Raw genomic sequence first — 24783 nt, 5'->3', positions numbered from 1 at the left:
GCGGCGCATTGCGCGGTAGGAATCAGGCTGCGCCTGCTGTGGTACATCCAGCAGGTGGAAGGCGCTACCGCGCAGGTGCAATGCGCCGGGCAGGACCGCGTGTGCAGGCCGCACAGCAACCGTATCAGCCTGCATTCGCCTCGATTTCATGACTGCCGCGCTATGGTCGCCACTGTTTCTGAGGAGCTTCCCCCATGCGTAAAGGCACTGCACTGATTGTCGGCGTGACCGGCATTTCCGGTTACAACCTCGCCAATGTCCTGGTGGCCGATGGCTGGACCGTCTACGGCCTGGCACGGCGCCCGCTGCCTCAGGACGGGGTGATCCCGCTTGCGGCCGATCTGCTGGACGCCGACAGCACCAGCAGCGCGCTGCGTGGCCTGCCGATCACCCACGTGTTCTTCTGCACCTGGACACGGCGCGACACCGAGCGCGAGAACGTCGAAGCCAACGGCGCGATGATGCGGCATCTGTGCGAAGCGCTGAGCGATGCGCCGCTGCAGCACATGGCGCTGGTCACCGGCACCAAGCATTACCTGGGCGCGTTCGAGAACTACGGCAGCGGCAAGGCGGAAACGCCGTTTCGCGAAAGCGAGCCGCGCCAGCCCGGCGAGAATTTCTACTACACGCTGGAAGACCTGTTGTTCGCACACGCCGAGCAACACGGCTTCGGCTGGAGCGTGCATCGCTCGCACACCATGATCGGCATGGCCAATGGCAGCAATGCAATGAACATGGGCGTGACGCTGGCGGTGTATGCGTCGCTGTGCAAGCACACCGGCCAGCCGTTCGTGTTTCCCGGATCGCAGGCACAATGGAACAGCCTCACCGACCTCACCGATGCCGGCCTGCTCGGCAAGCAGCTGGCCTGGGCCGGCCTGAGCCCGGCCGCCCGCAATCAGGCCTTCAACACCGTCAACGGCGACGTGTTCCGCTGGCGCTGGATGTGGAGCCAGATTGCCGACTTCTTCGGGCTCGACGCTGCGCCCTGCCCCGAGATCCCGCAGCCTCTGGAGGCACGCCTGAGCGAGACCGCGCCGGCAGTATGGAGCGAGATCGCCAACCAGCATGGCCTGGTGGAGGCCGACGTCAATCGATTGGCATCCTGGTGGCACACCGATGCCGACCTGGGCCGCGAGATCGAGTGCGTCAACGACATGACCAAGAGCCGCGAACTGGGCTTTACGGATTTCTACGACAGCCGCGCATCGTTCCTGGAACTGTTCACGCGCCTGCGCGCGCTACGCATCATTCCCTGATGCGCTGGGTCGTTGCCGCACACGTGGCGGCGACGGTTCTTCCTGTCAACGCGAGTCCTGTCAACGCGAGCATCGACGCGATGCTGCGCGCGGATACTGCGTGCTGAGCGCGCATGCTGTGGTCACCGTCGGTCGCATCACGCGAATGCGCCCGCAACCGGCCCCAGGATCATCAAGCTGAGACCGCGGGTTCACCGCCGCCCAGCCGCCAGGAATTCCGACGGCCAGGGAACGCTTCTCACACCGCAGAAGGTGCCAATTCGCGCAGCTTGCCCTGATGCAGCTCGAGCACGCGGTCCAGGCGCCGCGCCAGGCTGCGATCGTGCGTCACCAGGACCAGGCTGGTGCGCTGCGCACGATTGAGTTCCAGCATCAGCTCGAACACGGTCTCGGCGGTCTTGTCGTCCAGGTTGCCGGTGGGCTCGTCGCCCAGCACGCAGCCCGGCCTGTTCACCAGCGCACGCGCCACCGCCGCACGCTGACGCTCGCCGCCGGACAACTCGCTGGGTTTGTGCTCGATGCGATGTCCGAGCCCGACCGATTCCAGCAACTGCAAGGCCTGCGCCCGCGCCACCGACACCTCTTTCCTGGACAACAGCACCGGCATCATCACGTTTTCCAGCGCGGTGAATTCCGGCAGCAGATGATGGAACTGGTAGACGAAACCCAGGGCCTGATTGCGCAGCTTGCCGCGCTCGCCATCGGACAACGCCGACATGCGCCGGCCGGCCACGTACACCTCGCCGGAGGTCGGGACATCCAGCCCGCCGAGCAGATGCAGCAACGTGCTCTTGCCCGCACCGGAGGCCCCGACAATGGCCACGGTTTCGCCGGTCGCCACGGTCAGATCCAGCCCGTCGAACACCGGCGTGCGCATCTTGCCTTCGGCGTAGGTCTTGCCCAGCCCCTCGGCCCGAATCACCGCCTCTGCGTGGCTTGGCTTCTGCACGACCGATTCCCGATTCCCGATTCCCGACTCCCTGATCTCATTCATAACGCAAAGCCTCCGCCGGCTGCGTGCGCGAGGCGCGCCATGCCGGATACAAGGTCGCCAGGAAACTCATCACCAGCGCGACGACGGTGATCACCACCACGTCCTGGGTCTGCATGTCGGTTGGCAAGCCGGTGATGTAATACACGTCCTCGGGCAGCAGCTTGACGCTGAAGATGGTCTCGATCACGCCCAGGATGCGTTCCAGGTTGAGCGTCAGCACGATGCCGCCGATCACGCCCATGATCGTGCCCATGAAGCCGATCAACGAACCCTGCACCATGAACACCTGCATCACCCCCGCAGGCGACAGGCCCAGGGTGCGCAGGATGGCGATATCGGCCTGTTTATCGGTGACCAGCATCACCTGCGAGGACACCAGGTTGAACGCGCCCATCGCCACGATCAGCGACAGCAGGATGCCCATCACAGTCTTTTCCATCTTCAACGAGTGGTAGAGATTGGCGTTCTCCTGGGTCCAGTCGCTGACCCGGTACGGGCCGTGCAACTTCACCGCCAGATCGCGCGCGACCGGCCAGGCCTGATCCATGTCGTGCAGGCGCAGCCGCACGCCGGTGACGCCGTCCATGCGCAGCACGCGCGCCAGGTCCTGCATGTTGACCACGGCCAGGCCGCGGTCGATCTCGTTGTAGCCCGCCTCGAAGATTCCGCTGACGGTGAAGCGCTTGAGCCGCGGCATCGCGCCCAGCGGCGTGGCCTGGGTATCGCTGAGCAGCACCACGATGCTGTCGCCCATGTCCACGCCCAGCCAGATCGCCAGCTCCTTGCCGATGACGATGTTGTAGGAGCCCGGGGTCAGGCTGTCGACCGACCCCTGCTGCATCTTCTTGGCCAGCACCGACACCTTGCCCTCTTCGGCAGGAACGATGCCGCGCACGATCGCCGGCTGCTTGCGCGGGCCCTGCAGCAGCGATTCGGTTTCGATGTAGGGCGCGGCACCGGCGATGCGCGGATCGGCCATGGCAACCGCGACCGCGTGCTGCCAGTCGTGCATCGGCGCGCCGTCCGCACTGACCGTGGCATGCGCGGCCATCTGCAGCAGACGGTCGCGGATTTCCTTCTGGAAACCGCTCATCACCGCCAGCGTGGTGATCAGCACGGTCACGCCCAGGGCGATGCCCAGGATCGATGCCATCGAGATAAACGAGATGAAGCCATTGCGCCGCTTGGCACGCAGGTAGCGCAAGCCGATGGCAACCGGGATAGGTTTGAACATGCGGTTCAACCAGGAAAGGGACGCTATGGTGCCACTTGCGGCCGCCGGGACGAAATGGCGTGTGCCTGAGCGGCCAGACGCAGTTCACGTCGCTGCGCCGCGGGCAAGGTATCCGGCCAGAAAAGCAGGCGTTGGCGACGTGCATCCAGGCCGGTCCATGCCACCACCGCGATCGGCCCGCGCCACGCCACCTGCAGGCCTTGCACCTGCGCGCCGTCAACGCTGGCGGGCGTTTCGCTCCAGGGCACGATCACTTCCCGTGCTGGCGAGCGCAACAGCAGGCGCAGCGATCGTCCACCGGTCAACACCGTATAGACGGACAACAGCATCGCCAGCCATGGCGGCACCCCACTCCGCCAGAGTGCCCCCAACGCGAGCGCACTCAGCACGCCCAGCGCGCAAGCAAGCCCGCGCGAGGGTCGCCACTCAAGCCGGCATGGCGCGAATATCGGCGATGAGTGCGGCGTTGGCGGCATCGGGGCAGGCCTCGTATCCCATGAACCAGCGCCACAACTTATCGTCTTCGCAATCCAGCAGCTGTAGGAAAACCGCGCGCTCGGACTCGGAGGCCTGCGCCCAGCGTTGATCCAGATAGCGCCCGAACAATTGATCGAGTTCGCGCATGCCGCGCCGGCAACGCCAGCGCAGTTTCTTCAGCAGGGTTTCTTCATCCATCTCACTCTCCAGCTCGCCTTGCCGGCGCCGAAAACGACAGCGGCACCTGACCCAAGGGCCGGTGCCGCTGTGAACCATCTCCCCGCCGAGGCGGAGCCGCACTGCCTTGCGATCAGGCGCGACGCGCCATCATCAACTTCTTGATTTCGGCAATCGCCAGCGCCGGATTCAGGCCCTTGGGGCAGGTCCGCGCGCAGTTCATGATGGTGTGGCAGCGATACAGCTTGAACGGATCTTCCAGGTCGTCCAGGCGCGCACCGGTGTCTTCGTCGCGCGAATCGATGATCCAGCGATACGCCTGCAGCAGGATCGCCGGGCCCAGATAGCGCTCGCCATTCCACCAGTAGCTCGGGCAGCTGGTCGAGCAGCAGGCGCACAGGATGCACTCGTACAGGCCATCGAGCTTGCGGCGGTCTTCCGGCGACTGCAGGCGCTCACGGTCCGGCGGCGGCGGGGTCTGGGTACGGATCCACGGCTTGATCGACGCGTACTGCGCGTAGAAATGCGTCAGATCCGGCACCAGGTCCTTGATCACGCTCATGTGCGGCAGCGGATAGATCGGCACTTCGGCCTTGCCACAGGCGGCAATCGCCTTGGTGCAGGCCAGCGTGTTGGTGCCGTCGATGTTCATCGCGCACGAACCGCAGATGCCCTCGCGGCAGGAGCGGCGGAACGCCAGTGTCGGGTCGATCTCGTTCTTGATCTTGATCAGGGCGTCCAACACCATCGGGCCGCACTTGTCGAGATCGATCTCATAGCTGTCGGTACGCGGGTTGGCTTCGCCATCCGGATCCCAGCGGTAAACCTTGAAGGTGCGCGTGTTCTTGGCGCCCTGTGCAGGGTAATGCTTGCCCTTGCCGATCTTTGAATTCTTGGGGAGGGTGAACTCTGCCATAGCTGCTCTCGTTGGCTCAGGCGATGCGCGGTGCGAACGACAACCGCACCGTGCGCATGAAGGTAAAGATGACGGATGCCACCGCCGCGGCGGTGGCGCAACCGCTGGCGGCACGCCGGCGTTGCCCCTGCGTCATGACGCGATCCGGCTGGCGCGGTGCACGGCTGCGGTACCCGGACAGGCCGGCCAGCAAAAGCAGGGCGAAAGCAGATCGATCCATGCGCATCGATCAGTAAACGCGCGGCTTCGGCGGGACCACGTCCACATCCTTGCTCAGCGTGTACATGTGCACCGGACGATATTCGAACTCGCACTTGCCCTTGTCGTCGACGGTGACCAGCGTGTGCTTCTGCCAGTTGACGTCTTCGCGGTCCGGGAAGTCTTCGTGCGAATGCGCGCCGCGGCTTTCATGCCGCTGCTCGGCCGAGTTGATCGTCGCCACTGCGTTGAGCAACAGGTTGTTCAACTCGTAGGTTTCGATCAGATCCGAATTCCACACCAGCGAGCGGTCCGAGACCTTGACGTCCTCGAAGCTGGCAAAGATCTCGGCCATCTTGTCGACGCCCTCTTTCAGGGTCTTGCTGGTGCGGAACACCGCTGCGTCCGACTGCATGGTGCGCTGCATGTTGTCGCGGATCACCGAGGTCGGGGTGGAGCCGTTGGCGTAGCGCAGCTTGTCCAGCAGGCCCAGCGCCTTGTCGCAGGCATCGGACGGCAGCGTCTTGTGCGGCTGGTTGGGCTTGACCGTCTCGGCGCAGCGGTTCGCCACCGCACGGCCGAACACCACCAGGTCCAGCAGCGAGTTGGAACCCAGGCGGTTGGCACCGTGCACCGACACGCAGGCAGCTTCGCCGATCGCATACAGGCCCGGCACGACCGCATCCGGGTTGTCGCCCTGCTTGCGCACGACTTCGCCGTAGAAGTTGGTCGGAATGCCGCCCATGTTGTAGTGCACGGTCGGCAACACCGGAATCGGCTGCTTGGTCACGTCCACACCGGCAAAGATGTGCGCGCTCTCGGCGATGCCGGGCAGCTTTTCGTTGATGACTTCCGGGCCGAGGTGGGTCAGGTCGAGCAGGATGTGATCCTTGTGCTCGCCCACGCCACGGCCTTCGCGGATCTCCACGGTCATCGAACGCGATACCACGTCGCGCGATGCCAGATCCTTGTAATGCGGTGCATAGCGCTCCATGAAGCGCTCGCCGTTGCTGTTGCGCAGGATGCCGCCTTCGCCACGCACGCCCTCGGTGATCAGGCAGCCCGCACCGTAGATGCCGGTGGGATGAAACTGCACGAACTCCATGTCCTGCACCGGCAGGCCGGCGCGCATCACCAGGCCGCCGCCGTCACCGGTACAGGTATGCGCGGAGGTGGCGCTGAAGTAGGCACGGCCATAGCCGCCGGTGGCCAGCACCACGCCGTGGGCGCGGAACAGATGCAAGCTGCCATCGGCCATGTCCAGCGCCAGCACGCCGCGGCAGACGCCCTCCTCGTCGAAGATCAGGTCAAGTGCGAAGTACTCGATCATGAAGCGCGCGTTGTGCGCCAGCGACTGCTGGTACAGCGTGTGCAGCATCGCGTGACCGGTACGGTCGGCCGCCGCGCAGGTGCGCTGTGCCGACGGGCCTTCGCCGTACTTGGTGGTCATGCCGCCGAACGGGCGCTGGTAGATCTTGCCGTCTTCGGTCCGCGAGAACGGCACGCCGTAGTGCTCGAGCTCGATGATGGCCGGGATCGCCTCGCGGCACATGTACTCGATCGCGTCCTGGTCGCCCAGCCAATCGGAGCCCTTGATGGTGTCGTAGAAATGGTAGCGCCAGTCGTCTTCGCCCATGTTGCCCAGGGCTGCGGAAATGCCGCCCTGCGCCGCAACGGTATGCGAGCGGGTCGGGAAGACCTTGGTCAGGCAGACCGTCTGCAGGCCCTTCTGGGCCAGGCCGAACGTGGCGCGCAGGCCGGCGCCACCGGCGCCCACCACGACCATGTCGTACTTGTGTTCTGTGATCTTGTAAGCGGACATCGAATTATGGATTCCTGTTTGGTCGCGGACGACTCAGCTGATGCCCAGCGCAATACGCGCCACGGCAAACACGCTGACGATGGCGCCCAGCACGGCGACGAAGCGCACGATGGTCTGCGCGGCAAGCGCGAGCAGCGAGTTGTGCACGTAATCTTCCAGCACCACCTGCATGCCCAGCTGCGCATGCCAGAACGAGGCGATCAGGAAGCCGACCAACAGAATCGCGTTCCAGGGCTTGGCCACGGCGGCGCTGGCCGCAGCGTGATCGGCACCGATCAGGCTCAGCACGAAGATCAGGAACCAGATCGACAGCGGCACCAGGGCGGTGGCGGTCAGGCGCTGCACCACGAAATGCTCGGTGCCGGTCTTGGCGGCGCCCAGGCCACGCACGTTCTTCAGCGGGGTACGGTAGCGGTTCATACGGCACCTCCGGCCAGCAGTACATAGGCCCAGATCGCAGCGGTGAGCACAAAGCTCAGGATCAGCGACAACCAGCCGAGACTGACGAACGAGCGCACTGCATAGCCCTGTCCGAAGTCCTGCAGGATGTGGCGCAGTCCACCGAACAGGTGGAACGCGAAGCACCAGGTCCAGCCGAACAGGAAGACCTGGCCGTACCAGGCGCCGGCGTGCTCGCGGAAACAATTCCAGTGGTCGGGGCCGAGCATCAATGTCAGCAAGGCGGCGGCAATCGCCAGCGCGCCGATCGACAGTACGATGCCGGTGGCTCGATTGAGAATCGAGGTCACCATCTGTATCTGCCAGCGGTACACCTGGAGATGCGGGGAAAGAGGACGTTCGCGGATCGCCATTCGCTGGGCTCGTTTTCTCGGCTGGGCGGCACTACACCGCTGTGGCTAAAAGCTGCTCAAAAATCGATGCAGCGTCCATTTTTTTCCCAGTCGCCGTAGCGCGTTGGCTCGGGGCCGTCGCGTCCACCAATCTCCTTGGGCAGTGGCTGCTTCTCGGGAAGATGCTCCTGAGGAGAAGGCTGCGTCTCGGAATCCTGCGCTGGGGTGGGGGTTGGATGGCCTATCATAGTGGTCTCACAACATTGCGATTTTAGTCCTCCCCTTCCATGGCTGACAACCTGAATCTTATTCCACAGGGTTTTGGCTCCCTGCACGACATGCAATACGTCCGCTTGATCGGGACGGATGCAGTGGCGTTCGCGCATGCGCAATTTGCCAACGACGTACAGGCGCTGGCGATCGGGCAGTGGCAGTGGAATGCGTGGTTGACGGCAAAGGGGCGCGTAATCGCCATCTTCGCACTCCTGCGTGAGGACGACACACACCTGCTGATGCTGTTGCCCGATGGCAACGCGGCCGAGATCGCAACGCAACTCGGCCGTTTTGTGTTCCGACGCAAGCTCAAGATCGGCGTGGCGGCGCTTTTGGCGTTTGGCGGCCTTGCCGCGCCCGCGCGCGCCCAGGGCGCGCAGGCCGATATCGGAACGCAGCGTATCGAATTGGACCTGGGCAGCCCTGTCCTGCCGCGCACGCTGGTGTTGCTGACGAACGATGAGGCATTGGCCACGCCTATCGAAGTACCGCGCATGGACGCCGAGTGGCGCCGCACGGACCTGCAACTGGGGCTGGCGCGTCTGCCCGATACGCAACGCGAGCAATGGACGCCGCAGCAGCTGGCGCTGGATCGCCTGCAGGCCTTCAGCGTCAAAAAGGGCTGCTACCCGGGCCAGGAGATCGTGGCGCGTACGCATTTTCTGGGCAAGGCCAAGCGTGCGCTGCAGCTGCTGCAGGTCGATGCCGTTGGCAGCGATGCGCTAGCCGAGGCGGGCCAGGCCGTGCTGCTGGGCGATGCCACCGTTGGCACGCTGGTCAGCGTGGCGGGCGATCTTGCACTGGCGGTGCTGCCGCTGGAGCTGACCCTGGAGGCCGACGCCGTGCTGCAGGCGGGCGCGCATGCCGCCCGCCCGCTTGCATTCGTGCAGGGACTGGCGCGTTAGGCCAGCGCCAGCCGTTCGCCGCTGGCCGGGTCGAAGAAGTGCAGCGCCTCGCTGCGCAGTGCCAGGCGCAGCTGCTCCCCCACCGCCGGCAGGGCCCGCGGTGCGACCCGGATCACCAGCGGCTGGCCGCCACGGTCGAGGTTGAGGAAGATCTCGTTGCCGACCGGCTCGATCACGTCGATACGCGCGTCAAAGCCCAGCGCGGCATCGTTTGACGGCTGCAGATGCTCCGGACGCACGCCAACGATGACCTCGCGACCGAACCAGCTGCGCTCGACCCGCGCCGCACCCAGCGGCACGCGCCAGCCATCGGCCATGACCAGATGCAGGCCGTCCTGCTCATCCAGGCGCCCCTGCAGCACGTTCATCGCCGGGCTGCCGAGGAATCCGGCCACGAACAGATTGGCCGGGCGGTCGTACAGCGCCATCGGGCTGTCGATCTGCTGGATCACCCCATCCTTGAGTACCACGATGCGCTGGCCCAGCGTCATCGCCTCGACCTGATCGTGGGTGACGTAGATCATCGTGGTGCCGAGCTTGCGGTGCAGCTGCGCGATCTCGGTACGCACGCTGTGGCGCAGCTTGGCATCCAGATTGGACAGCGGCTCGTCGAGCAGGAACACCGACGACTCGCGCACCATCGCCCGCCCCAGCGCCACGCGCTGACGCTGGCCGCCGGACATCGCCTTGGGCAGCTTGTCGAGCATCGGGGTCAGCCCCAGCAGCTCGGCGGCGTTGTTGACCCGCTCGGCGATGACATGTTTGGGGTGGCCGCGCAGCTTGAGCCCAAAGGCCAGGTTCTCGGCCACGGTCATGTGCGGGTAGAGCGCATAGCTCTGGAACACCATGGCGATGTCGCGGTCCTTGGGGGCCACGTCGTTGACCACGCGCTCGCCGATCTTGAGCGTGCCGGCGCTGATGTCCTCGAGCCCGGCGATCATGCGCAACAGGGTCGACTTGCCGCAGCCGGACGGACCGACCAGCACCATCAGCTCGCCATCGGCGACCTCGAAGCTCGCACCCTGCACCGCGACCTGGCCATTCTCATAGACCTTGCGGACACCTTCCAACTGCACTTTCGCCATCTTCGGCCTCAACATAAGTTGTGCGCCCTGCCCTCGGCCCTCCCGATGGCGGTGACGCCGCATGCGCCTGCAAGGAAATCTCCTGCAAACGAATGCATTGGTTTATTCTGACATGTAATCGTTTTCACCTGGCAACATCGATCTCGGGAGGGACCATGCCGCCACCGACCCAAGCCGCTGTTTCAAGCGGTGCAGCCTACCGTGCGAGGCTCGCCATTCCGCCACGCATGTGCAGGTATACCGCCGCGGCGCTAACCGCTGACGGCCACTTGCTGCAACAATCGGGGGTTGGGCGCGCGCGTCCATCCCCCGCTGCGCGCACGCCAGTGTCGCTCAGGAACAGACCTACCGACCGCCGGCCGTCCGGCGCCTTTCCGACCAGCTGCTGATCACGATGTCTCCAGAATCCGAAATTCGGTCCATGCACAACACCCTGATCCTGTTCGGCGCCACCGGCGATCTCGCCCAGCGCTATCTCTTCCCGTCCCTGCTGCGATTGTTCATCGATGGCCTGCTGCCGGAGGACTTCCGTATCCGTGCGCTGGCGCTGTCGCCGCACGACACCGAGGCATTCCGCGAGGTCCTGCGGCCGCGCCTGACCGCTGCGCTGCCGATCGCCACGCCCGAGCAGATCGAGACGCTGCTGCAGCGGGTCGACTATCGCTCGGTGGATCTGCGCGATGCCGAGTCGGTGGCCAATGCCGTACGCGAGCTTGCCAGCCGCCAGTGCGTGAGCTACCTGGCGATTCCGCCGGGCCTGTACATCAGCACCTGCCAGGGCCTGGCCCTGGGCGGTGCGCTGGCCGCGCCGCACCGGCTGATGCTGGAAAAGCCGATCGGCCACGACTCGGACAGCGCCCGCGAGATCCTGCAGTCGATCGGCGCGCTGATCGACGAAGACCGCGTGTTCCGCCTGGACCATTACCTGGGCAAGGCGGCGGTGCAGAACCTGATCGCGCTGCGCTTCGGCAATACGTTGCTGGAAGCGGTGTGGAACCGTACCTACATCGAGTCGGTGCAGATCCTGGTGGCCGAAAGCGAAGGCGTGGACGGGCGCGATGCCTACTACGCGCGCTCCGGCGCGCTGCGCGACATGGTGCAGAGCCATATCCTGCAGCTGCTATGTTTGGTCGCGATGGAGCCGCCGGCGTCGCTGGAAGCCGACCGCATCCGCGACGAAAAGGTCAAGGTGCTGCGCGCGCTGCGCCCGATGACCGCCGAACATGCCGCCCACGACAGCGTGCGCGGCCGCTACACCGCCGGCACTATCAACGGCCAGCCGGCGCAGGCCTACCACCCGCCGGAAGGCAGCGACGTGGAAACCTTCGTCGCGGTGACCGCGCATATCGACAACTGGCGCTGGGCCGGGGTGCCATTCCACCTGTGCACCGGCAAGCGCCTGGCCGAGCGCTCCACCCGTATCGTGGTCACGCTCAAGCCGGTGACGCATTGGTTGTTCGAGCGTCCGGACCGGCAGAACGCGGTGCCCAACCGGCTGACCTTCCAGCTGCAGCCGCAGGAAAACATCGAGCTTGGCCTGATGAGCAGCCTGGCCGGCCCGGAATGGGGCGCGATCGAACTGCAGCCGCTGGAACTGGAACTGTCGGTGCCGACCGGCCTGCACCGCCGTATCGCCTACGAGCGCCTGTTCGTGGATGCCTTCAACGGCAACCCGGCGCTGTTCGTGCGCGACGACGAGGTCAAGGCCGCCTGGTCGTGGATCGACAGCGTCAGCGATGCGTGGAAAGACGCGCAGCTGCCGCTGCAGCCCTACCCGGCCGGCAGCTGGGGTCCCGATGCCGCGGCGGCCTTCCTGCCCCCGGCCACCGACGCACAGGGACACACCGCATGAGCGCTCCTTCCAAGCCGGTGCTGGTTGCCGATATCGGCGGAACCAACGCGCGCTTCGCGCTGGCCGACGTCGACGCCTCGGTGCCGCTGCTGGATGACACCTCGCGCGAATTCGCGGTGGTCGATTTCGGCTCGCTCGGCGAAGCGGCGCGCTATTACCTCGACCAGATCGGCGTGCAGGCCACCCAGGGCGTGTTCGCCGTGGCCGGCCGCGTGGACGGCGACGAGGCGCGCATCACCAACCATCCGTGGGTGATCTCGCGCTCGCGCACCGCGGCGATGCTGGGCTTCAGCACCCTGCACCTGATCAACGACTTCGCCGCGCAGGCGATGGCGATCAGCCTGCTGCGCCCGCAGGACGTGGTGCAGGTCGGCGGCGCCAGCTGGCGGCCGGCACCGATCGATCAGCCGCGCAACTACGGCGTGATCGGCCCGGGCACCGGGCTGGGCGTGGGTGGGCTGATCATCCGCAACGGGCGTTGCTTTCCGCTGGAAACCGAAGGCGGCCATGTCAGCTTCCCGCCCGGCACGCCGGAGGAGATCCGCATCCTGGAGATCCTTTCCGAGCAGTTCGGCCGGGTTTCCAACGAGCGCCTGATCTGCGGCCCGGGCCTGGTCAACATCCATCGCGCGCTCAGCGAGATCGCCGGGGTCGACCCGGGCCCGCTGCAGCCCAAGGACATTACCGCGCGTGCGGCGGCGGGCGACCCGCGCTCGTCGCGTACCATCGATCTGTTCTGCGCCATCTTCGGTGCGATCGCCGGCGACATGGTGCTGATGCAGGGCGCCTGGGACGGCGTGTTCCTCACCGGCGGGCTGGTGCCCAAGGTGCTGGATTCGCTGCAGCATTCCGGCTTCCGCCAGCGCTTCGAACACAAGGGACGCTTCTCCGCGATCATGTCGCGGGTGCCGTCGCTGGCGGTCATGCACCCGCATGCCGGCCTGCTCGGCGCCGCCGCCTATGCGGTGGATGCGCAGCGTCAGCATCCAGGGGAGCAGCGATGAACCTGCAGGACAATCCGCGCATCACACTGGTGCGCTACGACGACCCGGCCGAATGGACCGAGGCGGTGGCCAGCGAGATGGCCGACCTGCTGGAACAGGAGATTTCGCGCCGCGGCCAGGCGCGCATGCTGCTGTCCGGCGGCACCACCCCGGCGCCGGTGTACGAATCGCTCGCCCACCGTCCGTTGGACTGGTCGCGGGTGGAAGTGGGCCTGGTCGATGAGCGCTGGCTCTCGCCGCAGGATCAGGACAGCAATGCCTGGCTGGTCAATCACAGCTTTTTGACTCACGCACCGGCGGCCACTTTCATTCCGCTGGTGCGCCCGGGCAAGCAGTTGCCCGAGTGCGTGCACACCGCGAACCTGCAGGCCAGGCATGCCGAACCGGCCTGTCTGGCGGTGCTGGGCATGGGCGGCGACGGGCATACTGCCTCGCTGTTTCCGGGCTCGACCGATCTGAGCAAGGCGCTGTCCAGCCCGCAGCCCTACGCGTCGCTGGATGCCACCGGCTGCCCCGGCGCGAACCAGTGGCCGCTGCGGATCACGCTGACACCGGCCGGGCTGGCCGCCATCCCGACCCGCCTGCTGTTGCTGCGCGGCAAGCAGAAGCTGGACGTGCTGCAGGCTGCGTTGGCCGGTGACGATGTCAGCGAGTATCCGATCCGCGTGGCGCTGCAGCCGCCGGGCCCGAAGTTGCGGGTTCATTGGTGTGCGTAGGTGCGAGTCCCTCGCAACAGCCGATTTTGTGCGAGTCCTTCGCAAAAGCCCGCACATCCATGTGCGGGTATCTACGAAAAGAACAGCGTGATTACCTTCCCCGTTTCTCATAGCCGGTAGCCAATGAGCCTGCATCCGAACATCCAAGCTGTCACCGACCGTATCCGCAAGCGCAGCGCGCCGTCGCGCGCGGCGTATCTGGCCGGTCTCGATGCCGCCCTGCGCGAGGGTCCGTTCCGTAGCCGTTTGAGCTGCGGCAACCTGGCGCATGGTTTCGCCGCGTCCGAGCCGACCGACAAGTCGCGCCTGCGCGGTGCGGCCACGCCCAACCTGGGCATCATCACCGCCTACAACGACATGCTGTCGGCGCATCAGCCGTTCGAGCATTACCCGCAGCTGATCCGCGACACCGCGCGTACGCTCGGTGCCACCGCGCAGGTCGCCGGCGGCGTGCCGGCGATGTGCGACGGCGTGACCCAGGGCCGCGCCGGCATGGAGCTGTCGCTGTTCTCGCGCGACAACATCGCCCAGGCCGCGGCGATCGGTCTCAGCCACGACATGTTCGACAGCGTGGTGTACCTGGGCGTGTGCGACAAGATCGTGCCGGGCCTGCTGATCGGCGCACTGGCGTTCGGGCATCTGCCGGCGCTGTTCATGCCGGCCGGCCCGATGACGCCGGGCATTCCGAACAAGCAGAAGGCCGAGGTGCGCGAGCGCTACGCCGCCGGCGAAGCCACCCGCGCCGAATTGCTGGAGGCCGAGTCGTCCTCGTATCACTCGCCCGGCACCTGCACCTTCTACGGCACAGCCAATTCCAACCAGGTGTTGCTCGAGGCGATGGGCGTGCAGCTGCCTGGCGCCTCGTTCGTCAACCCGGAACTGCAGTTGCGCGATGCGCTGACCCGTGAGGGCACCGCACGTGCGCTGGCGATCTCCGCGCTGGGCCAGGACTTCCGTCCGTTCGGTCGCCTGATCGACGAGCGTGCCATCGTCAATGCGGTGGTCGCGCTGATGGCCACCGGTGGTTCGACCAATCACACCATCCACTGGATCGCGGTGGCGCGTGCGGCCGGCATCGTGCTGACCTGGGACGACATGGATCTGATCTCGCAGACCGTGCCGCTGCTGACCCGTATCTACCCCAACGGCGAAGCCGACGTGAACCGCTTCCAGGCCGCGGGCGGCACCGCCTTCGTGTTCCGCGAGCTGATGGACGCCGGGCTGATGCACGACGACCTGCCCACCGTGGTCGAAGGCGGCATGCGCGCCTATGCCAACGAACCGCGCCTGCAGGACGGCAAGGTCGTCTACGTGCCCGGCACGGCGACCACCGCCGACGACAGCGTGGCGCGGCCGGTCAGCGCCGCATTCGAATCGCAAGGCGGCCTGCGCCTGCTGCGCGGCAACCTGGGCCGTTCGCTGATCAAGTTGTCGGCCGTCAAGCCGCAGCACCGCACGATCGAAGCGCCGGCAGTGGTGATCGACACACCGCAGGTGCTCAACAAGCTGCATGCCGCCGGTGTGCTGCCGCACGATTTCGTGGTGGTGCTGCGTTACCAGGGCCCGCGTGCCAACGGCATGCCGGAACTGCATTCGATGGCGCCGTTGCTGGGCCTGTTGCAGAACCAGGGCCGGCGCGTGGCATTGGTCACCGACGGCCGTCTGTCCGGTGCCTCGGGCAAGTTCCCGGCGGCGATCCATATGACGCCAGAGGCCGCACGCGGCGGTCCGATCGGGCGCGTGCGCGAAGGCGACATCGTGCGCCTGGACGGCGAAGCCGGCACGCTGGAAGTGCTGGTCTCGGCCGAAGAGTGGGCATCGCGCGAGGTCGCACCCAACACCTCGTTGGCGGGCAACGACCTGGGGCGCAACCTGTTCGCCATCAACCGCCAGGTGGTTGGCCCGGCCGACCAGGGCGCCATCTCGATTTCCTGCGGCCCGACCCGTCCGGACGGCGCGCTGTGGAGCTACGACGCCGAGTACGAACTCGGCGCCGATGCAGCGGCCGCCGCCGCTCCGCACGAGTCCAAGGACGCCTGATTCCCCTTCCCTCTGCGCGACCGCCTCGCGGTCGCCGTCTAACGGAGTTGCAATGACGATTGCCCAGACCCAGAACACCGCCGAACAGCTGTTGCGCGACGCCGGCATCCTGCCGGTGGTCACCGTGGACACGCTGGACCAGGCGCGCCGCGTCGCCGATGCGCTGCTCGAAGGCGGCCTGCCCGCGATCGAACTGACCCTGCGCACCCCGGTCGCGATCGAAGCGCTGGCCGTGCTCAAGCGCGAGCTGCCCAACATCGTGATCGGCGCCGGCACCGTGCTGAGCGAGCTGCAACTGCGTCAGTCGGTGGATGCCGGTGCCGACTTCCTGGTCACCCCCGGCACGCCGGCGCCGCTGGCGCGCCTGCTTGCCGATGCGCCGATCCCGGCCGTGCCCGGCGCGGCCACGCCGACCGAGCTGCTGACCCTGATGGGCCTGGGCTTCCGCGTGTGCAAGCTGTTCCCCGCCACCGCGGTGGGCGGCTTGCAGATGCTCAAGGGCCTGGCCGGCCCGCTGTCCGAACTCAAGCTCTGCCCCACCGGCGGCATCAGCGAGGCCAACGCGGCCGAGTTCCTGTCGCAGCCGAACGTGCTGTGCATCGGCGGCTCGTGGATGGTGCCCAAGGACTGGCTGGCGCAGGGCCAGTGGGACAAGGTCAAGGAGAGCTCGGCCAAGGCGGCTGCGATCGTGCGGCAGGTACGTGCGGGCTGATTGGCTGGGCGCCATTCCAGCGGGTTGATCGTTGGATGGCTTCGAATCTGCCCATCGATACAGATGTGCTGATTCGCTAAGGACGGCATTGGAGATCGGGTGATCCTGCGCGACGGCGATCACTGCCGTGTTCGCTCGTAAGCCGAAGAAAATCTTTCCAAGCATCCCTGGGTACGCGGCTTCTGCTCGGAGCCATGGCGATGACATACCGAGGCGGCAGCGTGGCCGGGGATTGGCGTAGAGCGGCACACGGATGTGCCGCGACGGCGAGTCAGACAGGATGTCTGTCGAGCCGAAGAGCCGATGCCCGGCCGCGCTGTCGCCCCTCGCCGAAGCCGGTGACTGACGGGCGGGTGCTTTGGTCGTCGTACCAGCCGGAGACACCGTACCCTCACCCCAACCCCTCTCCCGCCGGGAGAGGGGCTTAACGCGCCTTGCTTCGTTCAAGACTCCAACGCAGCGCCCGACGGCCTCGTCCTCGGCACACCACGCGCGCGCTGCACCAGGGCTGCTGCACCGCTGCTCATGTCGTCGAGGATCGCGTAGATCGTGGGCAGGAACAGCAGGCTGACCACCGTCGAAAACGCCAACCCGCCGGCGATTGCGCGTGCCATCGGGAAGTACGGCGGGCCGTCGCTGAACATCGTGGTGCTGGTCAGCGAGATCGGCACCATCGCCAGGATCGCGGTGCCCATCGTCATCATGATCGGCCGCAAGCGCTCGCGTGAGCCTTCGATCAAGGCCTGCGTGCGGCCCATGCCGCGGCGGCGCAGGTTGTTGATGTGCTCGATCATCACGATGCCGTTGTTCACCACCACCCCCATCAGCACCAGAATGCCGATGAAGGACATGATGCCGAACGAGGTGCCGGTGATCCAGAACAGCCAGAACACCCCGAAGATCGAAAACAGCACGCCGCTCATGATCGCCGCCGGGAACAGCAGCGACTCGAACACCGCTGCCATCACCACGTAAATCATCACCAACGCGATCACCAGATTGAACACCATCTGGCCCATCGCCTCGCCGTCGTTCTGATAATCGCCGCCGTCGAAGGTGTAGCTGTAGCCGGCCGGGAAACGCATCGCCTTGAGTGGTGCCTCCATCGCCGCGCGCGCCTCCGGCACGGTGACCTTCTCGGCAAGATTGGCCTTGATTGTCAGCGTCGTCTGCCGATTGGTGCGCCCGATCTGGGTGGCGGCCGGACGGATCTGCACCTCCACCAGACTCAGCAACGGCACGCTGCGGCCATCCTTGGTACGCACCGTGAAGCTGGCCAGGTCTTCCGGCTTGCTCTGCTCGGCGCCCGCAAACCGCACCCACACCGGCACCTCGTTGTCGCCGCGGCGGAACTCGCGCAGCGGCGTACCGCGCAATGCCAGCCCGACGAAACTGGCCACCTGCTCGGCACTGAATCCGAACGCAGCTGCGCGCTCGCGGTCGACCCGGATCGCCAGCTCGCTGGTGCGGTCGCCCGTGTCCACATGCACGTCGCGCAATTCCTTGCGCTGCGCCAGCAGCGGCATCACATCGTCGGCCAGCGCTTTCAATGCATCGGTCGAATCGCCGACCAACTGCACCTGCACGCCTTGATTGCCATTGCCGCCATCGCCCTGGTTGCCGATGCTGTAATCGGCGCGCGCGGACCGCGGCAGCTGCTTGCGGATTTTTTCCAGCAGCGGCGGCAGGTCCTTGACCTTGCTCGCATCGAAGGTCACCACCGTATTGCTGCCTTCTATTTCACTGAACCAGGAGTAGATCTGCGTGATGTGGTACTTGGCGCGATTGGCTTCCAGATAGTTTTCGACACGGCCGATCTCTTCGCCCAACTGCTCGCGCGTGTACGAGCCCTTCCACTGGTATTGAATGAAGGCCTCGTTGCCACCGTCGCCACCGAACATGTCGACCTTGGTCAGCTTCATCGGCACCAGGCTGATCGCACTGACCAGAATGATACCGGCCACGCTCCAGCCGCGATGCGCCAGCGTCCATGCCAGCACCTTGGCGTAACGGCGCTGCAGCCGCGCGATCACGCCGCGCTCGGAGGTCACCATCGGCGGCGTCTTCATGCGTGCCGACAACATCGGAATCAGGCTGATCGCCACCAGCCACGACGCCAGCAACGACACCGAAATGGTGATCGCAATCTGCGCCATGAAGATGCTGATGTTGTTGGTCTCGCCGAACAGGTTCGGCACGAACACGATGCAATGGCACAAGGTGCCGGCGCTGAGCGCGATGGCCACGCTGCGTGTCCCCAGCAGCGCCGCAAGCTGCGGTTGGCCGGGCATGCGCTCGCGTTCCTGGTAGATGCTTTCCACCACCACCACCGCGTTGTCCACCAGCATGCCCACCGCCAGCAGCAGGCCCATCATGGTCAGGATGTTGAGCGTGACCCCGACGAAATACATGAAGCCCAAGGTGATGGCGAAGCAGATCGGGATCGCCAGCGTCACCATCAACGTCGATGGCCAATGCCGCAGGAAGAAGAACAACACCGTGATCGAGAGCAACAGGCCCACCGCGCCAGCTTCGGCCAGCTCGGCCAGCGACGAGGTCACCGCCTTGCCCTGGTTGTCGATCACCTTGACCTGCACATCGCGCATCGCCGGCTGGGCGCGGATGTCTTCGACCTCTTTCAAGGCCGCCTTGGACACTTCCACCAGATTGGCGCTGCGCTCCTTGTAGACATCCAACCCGATCGCCGGGCGCCCATCCAGACGGCGCCCGTAATTCATGCGCGTCGGCTTGAGCCGCACCTGCGCGATGTCGCCCAGCCGCACGCCTTTGGCATTGAGCACCAGCTCGCGTAATTCCTGCAGGTCGCGCAGTTCACCGATCGGCTGCACGCGGATGCGCTGCCCGTTGTCGTCGATCTGGCCGGCAGACACCGAGAAATTGAGCTTGCTCAAGCGCTCGCTCAAGTCGTTGAGGCTGAGGTCGTGCGCGGTAAGCCGGTCGGGCGCAATCGCAATCTCGACTTCGTTCGGCGGTGCACCGGAAATCTCCACCTTGGCCACGCCGGGAATACGCTCGATGCGCCGCTTGAACTCGCGGTCGAGCATGTCGTATGCGCCGGTCAGATCGGTCTGACTCGCCAGCCGCACCTTCAGCACCGGCTCGTCGCTGCTGGACCATTTGAAGACTTGGAAACGCTGCAGATCCTCAGGGAAATCGTCGCGTACCGCGTCCAGCCGCTCGCGTGCATCGGAGGCGGCAATGGCGATATCGCGGTCCCAGTCGGAGAACTCGATGAAGATATTGGCGCCGTCGGCGGTGGCGGTCGAGCGCATGCGCTTGATGCCGGTCATCGTCGCCAGCGCTTCTTCGGCCGGCCGCACCAGGTTGCGTTCCACCTCGTCCGGGGTGGAGCCGGTGTACGGCAATTGCACGAACAGGAATGGCGCGGAAATATCCGGCAGCGCCTCCAATGGCGGCCGGAACGCGGCGATCAGGCCCACCACCACCAGCGACACGAAGCACATGATGGTGGTGACCGGGCGACGGATGCTGAAGGCGGCAACGCTCATAGCGCCTCCAGTCCGTCGGCATTGCCTGCCGCGTGCGCGCGTTGCCCGGCCATGCGCCGGCCGCGTTCCAGATAGTACGCGTCGGCGCGACGATCCAGCAGGTCGTACACCACCGGTATCACCAGCAAGGTCAGCAGGGTCGATACCAGCAAACCGCCGATCACGGTGATCGCCATCGGCGCCCGCACCTCGGCGCCCTCGCCCATCGCCACCGCCAGCGGCAGGAAGCCGAACAAGGTGCACAACGTGGTCATCACGATCGGCCGCAAGCGCGAGCGCGCCCCTTCGATCAATGCCTCGCGCTTGGGCATGCCTTCCTCGCGCAACTGGTTGACCTTGTCGATCAGGATGATCGCGTTCTTGGTCACCAGCCCCACCAGCAGGATCAAACCGATGAATACCACCACCGACACCGGCTTGCCGGTCATCAACAAGGCCAGCACCGCACCCACCATCGCCAGCGGAATGGTGAACAGGATGACGAACGGATGCAGCAGCGATTCGAACTGCGAGGCCATCACCAGATAGACCAGGAAGATGGCCAGCCCGAACGCGAACAGCAGCGACTTCACCGATTGCGCCAGCTCCTCGCCCTGGCCGCCGATATGCATGCCCACGCCTGCAGCGAGCGGGTCCTTGCGTACCATCGTTTCCACTTCGCGTACCGCGCCGCCCAGATCGATGTCCTTGAGGCTGGTCGACACGATCGCCACTCGGGTCTGATCGGCGCGATGGATCTCGCTCGGCCCGGTGGTTGCCAGGACCTCGGCAACCGCCGCCAGACGCACCGGTCGGCTGCTGCCCGGGTTGACGATCAGCTGACGAATCGCATCCACACTGGCGCGATCGCTGTGCTGCGCACGCACCAGCACGTCGATCTTGCGATCGCGGAAGCTGTAGCGCGTGGCCACATCGCCGCGCACCTTCTTGACGATGACGTCGGCGATCTGCCGTGTGGTCAGCCCCAACGCACCGGCACGCTCCTGATCGAAATGGATCTGGATTTCCGGGAAGCCCTCTTCCACCGTCGATGTGACGTCGGCGTAGTGGCCGTTGGCGCGCAGCATCGCCGCCAACTTCTGCCCGGCGCGTTCCAGTTCGCCCAGATCCTGACCGCGCAGTTCCACTTCCAGCGGCGTCGAAAAACTGAACAACGCCGGCCGCGCGAAATCCACCTGCGCGCCCGGGTGCCCGACCATGCTGCTGCGCAGCCGCTCGGTCGCCGCCGCTTCCACTGCCGGGCTGCCGCCGCCGGCCATCACCACGGTGAGCTTGCCGATGTTCTCGCCGCTCTCGGTAGGGTTGGCATCCAGCCGCGTGCCGCTGCCGCTGACGCCGTACAGCGACGCGATGCCCGGGTCATTGTCGTGCGCCAGCTGCAACTCGCGCACCACTGCATCGGTCTGTGCCAGCGGCGTGCCGGAAGGCAGTTTGACGGTCATTTCGAAGCGGTCCTGCGCCAGCTGCGGAATCAGATCCGCGCCCAGCATCGGCACCAGCAACACGGTGCCGATGAATGCTGCCGCCGCCAGCGCCAGCACCAACCCAGGGCGCCGCAGCGCCGCTGGCAACATCGCCAGGTAGCCACGCTCGGCGCGGCCATACGGCGCCATCGCCAAGTCGCTGGCCTTGCGCATCAGCGGCCCCACCACCCGCGCGATGCCGCGCCACAGCTTCACCACCGCCCACGCCGCACCGAAGAACGCATAGCGCACGCTCGCACCTGCGCCACGCCGCCCAGCCGCCACCGGCTTGAGCCAACGCTGCTCGGGCTGCCAATCCGGATGGCTCGGCTCGTCCGGAAACGCCATCGGCGGCGCGCCCTTGAGAGAGCTCAGCATCGGAATCAGCGTCATCGACACCACCAGCGAGATCGCAATCGCAATCGCCACCGTCAATGCCTGATCGCGGAACAGCTGCCCGGCGATGCCTTCGACGAACACCAACGGCAGGAACACCGCGATCGTGGTCAACGTGGACGCCATCACCGCCATGCTCACTTCGCGCGTGCCGGCAATCGCCGCGTCCAGCACGCTCAAGCCACGCTCACGCGCCTTGGCGATGCTCTCCAGCACCACGATCGAATCGTCCACCACCAGGCCGGTGGCCAATGCCAGCCCGCCCAGCGACATCACGTTGAGGCTCAGTCCCAACTGGCCCATGAAGAAGAACGTGGTGATGATCGACACCGGCAACGACAGGCTGATCACGAACGTGCTCCAGCCATCGCGCAGGAACAGGAAGATGATCAGGATCGCCAGTACGCCGCCGATCACCGCATCCTTCTTGACATCGCTGATCGCATGTTCGATGAAGTGCGATTGATCCTCGATGGTGGTGATTTCCACATCGCCCGGCACCGTCGCCTTGAGCTGCTCCAGACGCTTGCGCAGCGCCGCGGCGGTGGACACGGTGTTGGCATCGCCTTCCTTGTAGATCGCCAGCTCCACCGCTTCCTTGCCGCCAAGCCGGATGATCGCTTCGCGTTCCTTGTAGCCCTGGCGCACCTGCGCCACATCCTTCAGCCGCACCGGCATGCCGCCGGCAATGCTGCTGCTGGACGACGAAGAGGTGCTCTGCACTTCGGCCGCCGCCGCCAATGCCGCCTGCGAACCGGTGGAGGCAGCGATTGCATACATCTGCTGCATCGCCGCTTCCGCGGCGCTACCGCTGCTGCTCTGCGTGGTCACCAGCATGTTGCGGATCTCGTCCAGATCCACGAACTGGTTGACCGTGCGCACCAGATAGCGCTGCGCGCCTTCCTCCAGCCGGCCGCCGGAGATGTTGACGTTTTCTTCCTTGAGCCGGGTGATCACGTTGTCGATCGGCAGGTTGAGCTGCGCCAACTTCTGCTGATCGATGTCGACCTGGATCTCGTCTTCCAGCCCGCCACCGACCTTGACCGCCGCCACACCGGCCACCGGTTCGAGCTTCTTCTTCAGGTCTTCGTCGGCATAACGACGCAGGCCGGTGAGCTGGCGGATCGCATCGGTATCGGAGGCCGGCGCCTGCTTGGGCGACAACGCCAGCCGCATGATCGGCTCGGTAGAGGGATTGAAACGCAGCAGCACCGGCGGCTTGGTTTCCAGCGGCAGCGACAAGGCCTCCATCTTGTCGCGCACCTCCAGGCTGGCCTGGTCCATGTTGGTGCCCCAGGCGAACTCCAGCACCACATCGCTCTGGCCGGTGCGCGAGATCGACTTGAGCTTGCGCAGGTTCTTGACCACGCCGACGGCTTCTTCCACCGGCTCGGTCACCAAGGTTTCGATTTCCGACGGTGCCGCGCCGGTGTATTCGGTGCGCACGGTAAGCGTGGGATAGCTCAAATCGGGCAGCAGATTGACCTTGAGACTGCGCAACGCGATCAGGCCGAACAGCAGCATGGTCACGGTGATCATGGCGATGGTCACCCGCCGCCGCGTGGCGAAGGCCACCAGGCCGCCGCCCGGCAGCGGGGCGTGCGGATCATGCACGGGTGCGTGCGGGTTGCCGTGATCGCTCATGAGCGTTTCCCGTCGCTGCCGGCTGCCGGTGCTGCAGCCGCAACCGGCTTGCGATCGGGCTGGCCGATCACCTGCACCGCAGTGCCATCGCGCAGCGCCACCTTGCCGGCGGTCACCACCTGGTCGCCTTCCTTCAGGCCCTGGCGCACTTCCAGCCATGGGCCTTCGGCATAGCCGAGTTTCACCGGCACCCGGCTGGCCTTGCCGTTGCGCACCACGAACACCGCCGGTTCGCCATCGTCCAGCAGCGCCAGGCGCGGGATCACCAACGCGTCCTTGCGCTGGTCGTAATCGATGCGGATGCGCCCGAACATGCCCGGCTGCAGCGCTTCGGCGCCCTGGCCAAACGCACAGATCACCCGGAAGGTGCCGCTGCCCGAATCCACCACCGGCGCAATGCGGTCGACCTTGCCGATGAACTGCTGGCCGGGCAAGGCATCGGCCAGCAAGGTCACCGGCTGGCCGGACTTGAGCGTGGCCAGTTCGCGCTCGGGCACGTTGAGCGTGGCCTCCAGCTGCGCATCGTCGACGATGCGGAAGATCGGCGTATTGATCTGCACGAAGTTACCGGTCTTGATCGAGCGCGAGGCGATCACCCCGGAGATCGGCGCCTGCACCGTGGTGTAGGACAGCTCCAGCGATGCGAGCCGATGCTGCGCGCGGCTGTTTTCGGCATCGAACTTGAGCTGGTCGACATCGGCGGCACTGACCAGCTGCTGCCCCACCAACTGGGTGGCACGGCGATAGCTGTTTTCCAGCTTGCGCAACTGCGCCTCGCTCTGCGCCACCGCCAGATGCGCACGGTCCGGATCCAGGCGCACCAGGGCCTGGCCCGCCGACACTTTCTGCCCTTCTTCCACCATCACCGCCAGTGCCACGCCGGAGGTCTTTGCCACCACCTGCGCCTCGGCACGTGGCTCCAGGGCGGCGGTGCCGGTATAGCTGGCCGCCACCGCACGGCGTGCGGCCTTGGCAATTTCCACCGGTACCGCATCGACGGTTTTCTTTTCCTCGGCGGCCTTGGCCTCGCCATCTCCTGCCTTGCAGCCGCCCAACAACAGGCTCGTGGTGATCAACAATGCGGCGGCGCAGGTTCCGCTGCGGCCGGGCAGGAAGGAGAATGGCGACATCGTCGTGTCCTAGTGGATGCGTTAACAGGTGTTGTAGGTAAGTAGACCACCAGAACGATAATGCCGCCAATGCGCCAAAGGTCATGGTCTGTTCAAGTTCGCGTATTCACCCGGTTTGCGCGGCGTCAAATCGCAGGCATACTCGGACCGGTTCCGCCACGCCCC

The 24783-nt window shown here is 65.8% G+C and carries 21 protein-coding genes; 7 read left to right on the top strand and 14 right to left on the bottom strand.

Annotation, left to right across the window (positions count from 1 at the left end):
- The first annotated feature begins 194 nt into the window (after nucleotides 1–194).
- Entirely contained in the window at nucleotides 195–1259 is a 1065-nt protein-coding gene (locus XarbCFBP7408_RS04925; protein WP_104561879.1) for an SDR family oxidoreductase, read from the top strand.
- Nucleotides 1260–1497: 238 nt separating this feature from the next.
- Here XarbCFBP7408_RS04925 and lolD read toward each other — a convergent pair whose 3' ends face one another.
- The 10 genes from lolD to XarbCFBP7408_RS23070 form a co-directional block, all read right to left on the bottom strand.
- The gene (gene lolD, locus XarbCFBP7408_RS04920; protein ID WP_181106602.1) at nucleotides 1498–2253 is read right to left on the bottom strand and encodes a lipoprotein-releasing ABC transporter ATP-binding protein LolD; all 756 of its coding nucleotides are present in this window, start codon (nucleotides 2251–2253) and stop codon (nucleotides 1498–1500) included.
- Nucleotides 2246–3487: a lipoprotein-releasing ABC transporter permease subunit gene (locus tag XarbCFBP7408_RS04915; RefSeq protein WP_039514422.1), complete on the bottom strand. Its 1242-nt coding sequence runs from the start codon at nucleotides 3485–3487 to the stop codon at nucleotides 2246–2248. The genes lolD and XarbCFBP7408_RS04915 overlap by 8 nt, the downstream gene beginning before the upstream one ends.
- 23 nt (nucleotides 3488–3510) lie before the next feature.
- Complete coding sequence (locus tag XarbCFBP7408_RS04910) at nucleotides 3511–3963, bottom strand: hypothetical protein (RefSeq protein WP_104561875.1); 453 nt, start codon at nucleotides 3961–3963, stop codon at nucleotides 3511–3513.
- Nucleotides 3914–4162, bottom strand: a complete 249-nt coding sequence (locus tag XarbCFBP7408_RS04905; RefSeq protein ID WP_024938685.1) for a succinate dehydrogenase assembly factor 2 — start codon at nucleotides 4160–4162, stop codon at nucleotides 3914–3916. Before XarbCFBP7408_RS04905 ends, XarbCFBP7408_RS04910 begins: the two co-directional genes overlap by 50 nt.
- 112 nt (nucleotides 4163–4274) lie before the next feature.
- A complete protein-coding gene (locus XarbCFBP7408_RS04900; RefSeq protein WP_024938686.1) occupies nucleotides 4275–5057 on the bottom strand; it encodes a succinate dehydrogenase iron-sulfur subunit in 783 nt (260 codons plus the stop codon).
- Between the two features lie 16 nt (nucleotides 5058–5073).
- Nucleotides 5074–5277 carry a hypothetical protein gene (locus tag XarbCFBP7408_RS04895; protein WP_429001388.1) on the bottom strand — a complete coding sequence of 68 codons (204 nt, stop codon included), beginning with the start codon at nucleotides 5275–5277 and terminating at the stop codon, nucleotides 5074–5076.
- A 9-nt stretch (nucleotides 5278–5286) separates the two neighbouring features.
- Complete coding sequence (sdhA, locus tag XarbCFBP7408_RS04890; protein ID WP_104561871.1) at nucleotides 5287–7077, bottom strand: succinate dehydrogenase flavoprotein subunit; 1791 nt, start codon at nucleotides 7075–7077, stop codon at nucleotides 5287–5289.
- Between the two features lie 33 nt (nucleotides 7078–7110).
- Nucleotides 7111–7497 (bottom strand): succinate dehydrogenase, hydrophobic membrane anchor protein, encoded by a 387-nt coding sequence (gene sdhD / locus XarbCFBP7408_RS04885; RefSeq protein WP_016902592.1) that lies wholly within the window; start codon nucleotides 7495–7497, stop codon nucleotides 7111–7113.
- Nucleotides 7494–7889: a succinate dehydrogenase, cytochrome b556 subunit gene (gene sdhC / locus XarbCFBP7408_RS04880; protein ID WP_104561869.1), complete on the bottom strand. Its 396-nt coding sequence runs from the start codon at nucleotides 7887–7889 to the stop codon at nucleotides 7494–7496. The genes sdhD and sdhC overlap by 4 nt, the downstream gene beginning before the upstream one ends.
- A gap of 56 nt (nucleotides 7890–7945) precedes the next feature.
- On the bottom strand, nucleotides 7946–8116 hold the full coding sequence (locus tag XarbCFBP7408_RS23070; RefSeq protein WP_162839016.1) for a DUF1674 domain-containing protein: 171 nt from the start codon (nucleotides 8114–8116) through the stop codon (nucleotides 7946–7948).
- 39 nt (nucleotides 8117–8155) lie between these two features.
- On the opposite strand from XarbCFBP7408_RS23070, the gene XarbCFBP7408_RS04870 reads away from it, so the two are divergent.
- Nucleotides 8156–9046 (top strand): YgfZ/GcvT domain-containing protein, encoded by an 891-nt coding sequence (locus XarbCFBP7408_RS04870; RefSeq protein ID WP_104561867.1) that lies wholly within the window; start codon nucleotides 8156–8158, stop codon nucleotides 9044–9046.
- On the opposite strand, the gene XarbCFBP7408_RS04865 is transcribed toward XarbCFBP7408_RS04870, so the two are convergent.
- A complete protein-coding gene (locus tag XarbCFBP7408_RS04865) occupies nucleotides 9043–10131 on the bottom strand; it encodes an ABC transporter ATP-binding protein (protein WP_104561931.1) in 1089 nt (362 codons plus the stop codon). The two genes, XarbCFBP7408_RS04870 and XarbCFBP7408_RS04865, sit on opposite strands and share 4 nt — an antisense overlap.
- A 421-nt stretch (nucleotides 10132–10552) precedes the next feature.
- On the opposite strand from XarbCFBP7408_RS04865, the gene zwf reads away from it, so the two are divergent.
- From zwf to XarbCFBP7408_RS04840, 5 genes are all read left to right on the top strand, one after another.
- Nucleotides 10553–11983, top strand: coding sequence for a glucose-6-phosphate dehydrogenase (gene zwf, locus XarbCFBP7408_RS04860; protein ID WP_104561865.1), 1431 nt, complete (start codon nucleotides 10553–10555; stop codon nucleotides 11981–11983).
- Nucleotides 11980–12987, top strand: a complete 1008-nt coding sequence (glk, locus tag XarbCFBP7408_RS04855) for a glucokinase (RefSeq protein ID WP_104561863.1) — start codon at nucleotides 11980–11982, stop codon at nucleotides 12985–12987. Before zwf ends, glk begins: the two co-directional genes overlap by 4 nt.
- Nucleotides 12984–13703, top strand: coding sequence for a 6-phosphogluconolactonase (gene pgl / locus XarbCFBP7408_RS04850; RefSeq protein WP_104561861.1), 720 nt, complete (start codon nucleotides 12984–12986; stop codon nucleotides 13701–13703). Before glk ends, pgl begins: the two co-directional genes overlap by 4 nt.
- A gap of 123 nt (nucleotides 13704–13826) precedes the next feature.
- Nucleotides 13827–15743: a phosphogluconate dehydratase gene (edd, locus tag XarbCFBP7408_RS04845; protein WP_104561859.1), complete on the top strand. Its 1917-nt coding sequence runs from the start codon at nucleotides 13827–13829 to the stop codon at nucleotides 15741–15743.
- A gap of 52 nt (nucleotides 15744–15795) precedes the next feature.
- Nucleotides 15796–16455: a bifunctional 4-hydroxy-2-oxoglutarate aldolase/2-dehydro-3-deoxy-phosphogluconate aldolase gene (locus XarbCFBP7408_RS04840; RefSeq protein ID WP_104561857.1), complete on the top strand. Its 660-nt coding sequence runs from the start codon at nucleotides 15796–15798 to the stop codon at nucleotides 16453–16455.
- A 443-nt stretch (nucleotides 16456–16898) separates the two neighbouring features.
- On the opposite strand, the gene XarbCFBP7408_RS04835 is transcribed toward XarbCFBP7408_RS04840, so the two are convergent.
- Genes XarbCFBP7408_RS04835 through XarbCFBP7408_RS04825 form a run of 3 tightly spaced genes read right to left on the bottom strand, consistent with a single transcriptional unit; the run spans nucleotide 16899 to nucleotide 24618 of the window.
- Nucleotides 16899–19985, bottom strand: a complete 3087-nt coding sequence (locus tag XarbCFBP7408_RS04835; RefSeq protein ID WP_104561855.1) for an efflux RND transporter permease subunit — start codon at nucleotides 19983–19985, stop codon at nucleotides 16899–16901.
- On the bottom strand, nucleotides 19982–23488 hold the full coding sequence (locus tag XarbCFBP7408_RS04830) for an efflux RND transporter permease subunit (protein WP_104561853.1): 3507 nt from the start codon (nucleotides 23486–23488) through the stop codon (nucleotides 19982–19984). Before XarbCFBP7408_RS04830 ends, XarbCFBP7408_RS04835 begins: the two co-directional genes overlap by 4 nt.
- Nucleotides 23485–24618 (bottom strand): efflux RND transporter periplasmic adaptor subunit, encoded by a 1134-nt coding sequence (locus tag XarbCFBP7408_RS04825; RefSeq protein WP_181106600.1) that lies wholly within the window; start codon nucleotides 24616–24618, stop codon nucleotides 23485–23487. The genes XarbCFBP7408_RS04830 and XarbCFBP7408_RS04825 overlap by 4 nt, the downstream gene beginning before the upstream one ends.
- Between the last annotated feature and the right edge of the window lie 165 nt (nucleotides 24619–24783).

Source organism: Xanthomonas arboricola pv. guizotiae, from assembly GCF_002940205.1.
GTDB lineage: Bacteria > Pseudomonadota > Gammaproteobacteria > Xanthomonadales > Xanthomonadaceae > Xanthomonas > Xanthomonas arboricola_C.
This window is presented reverse-complemented; position numbering and strand designations above follow the sequence as displayed.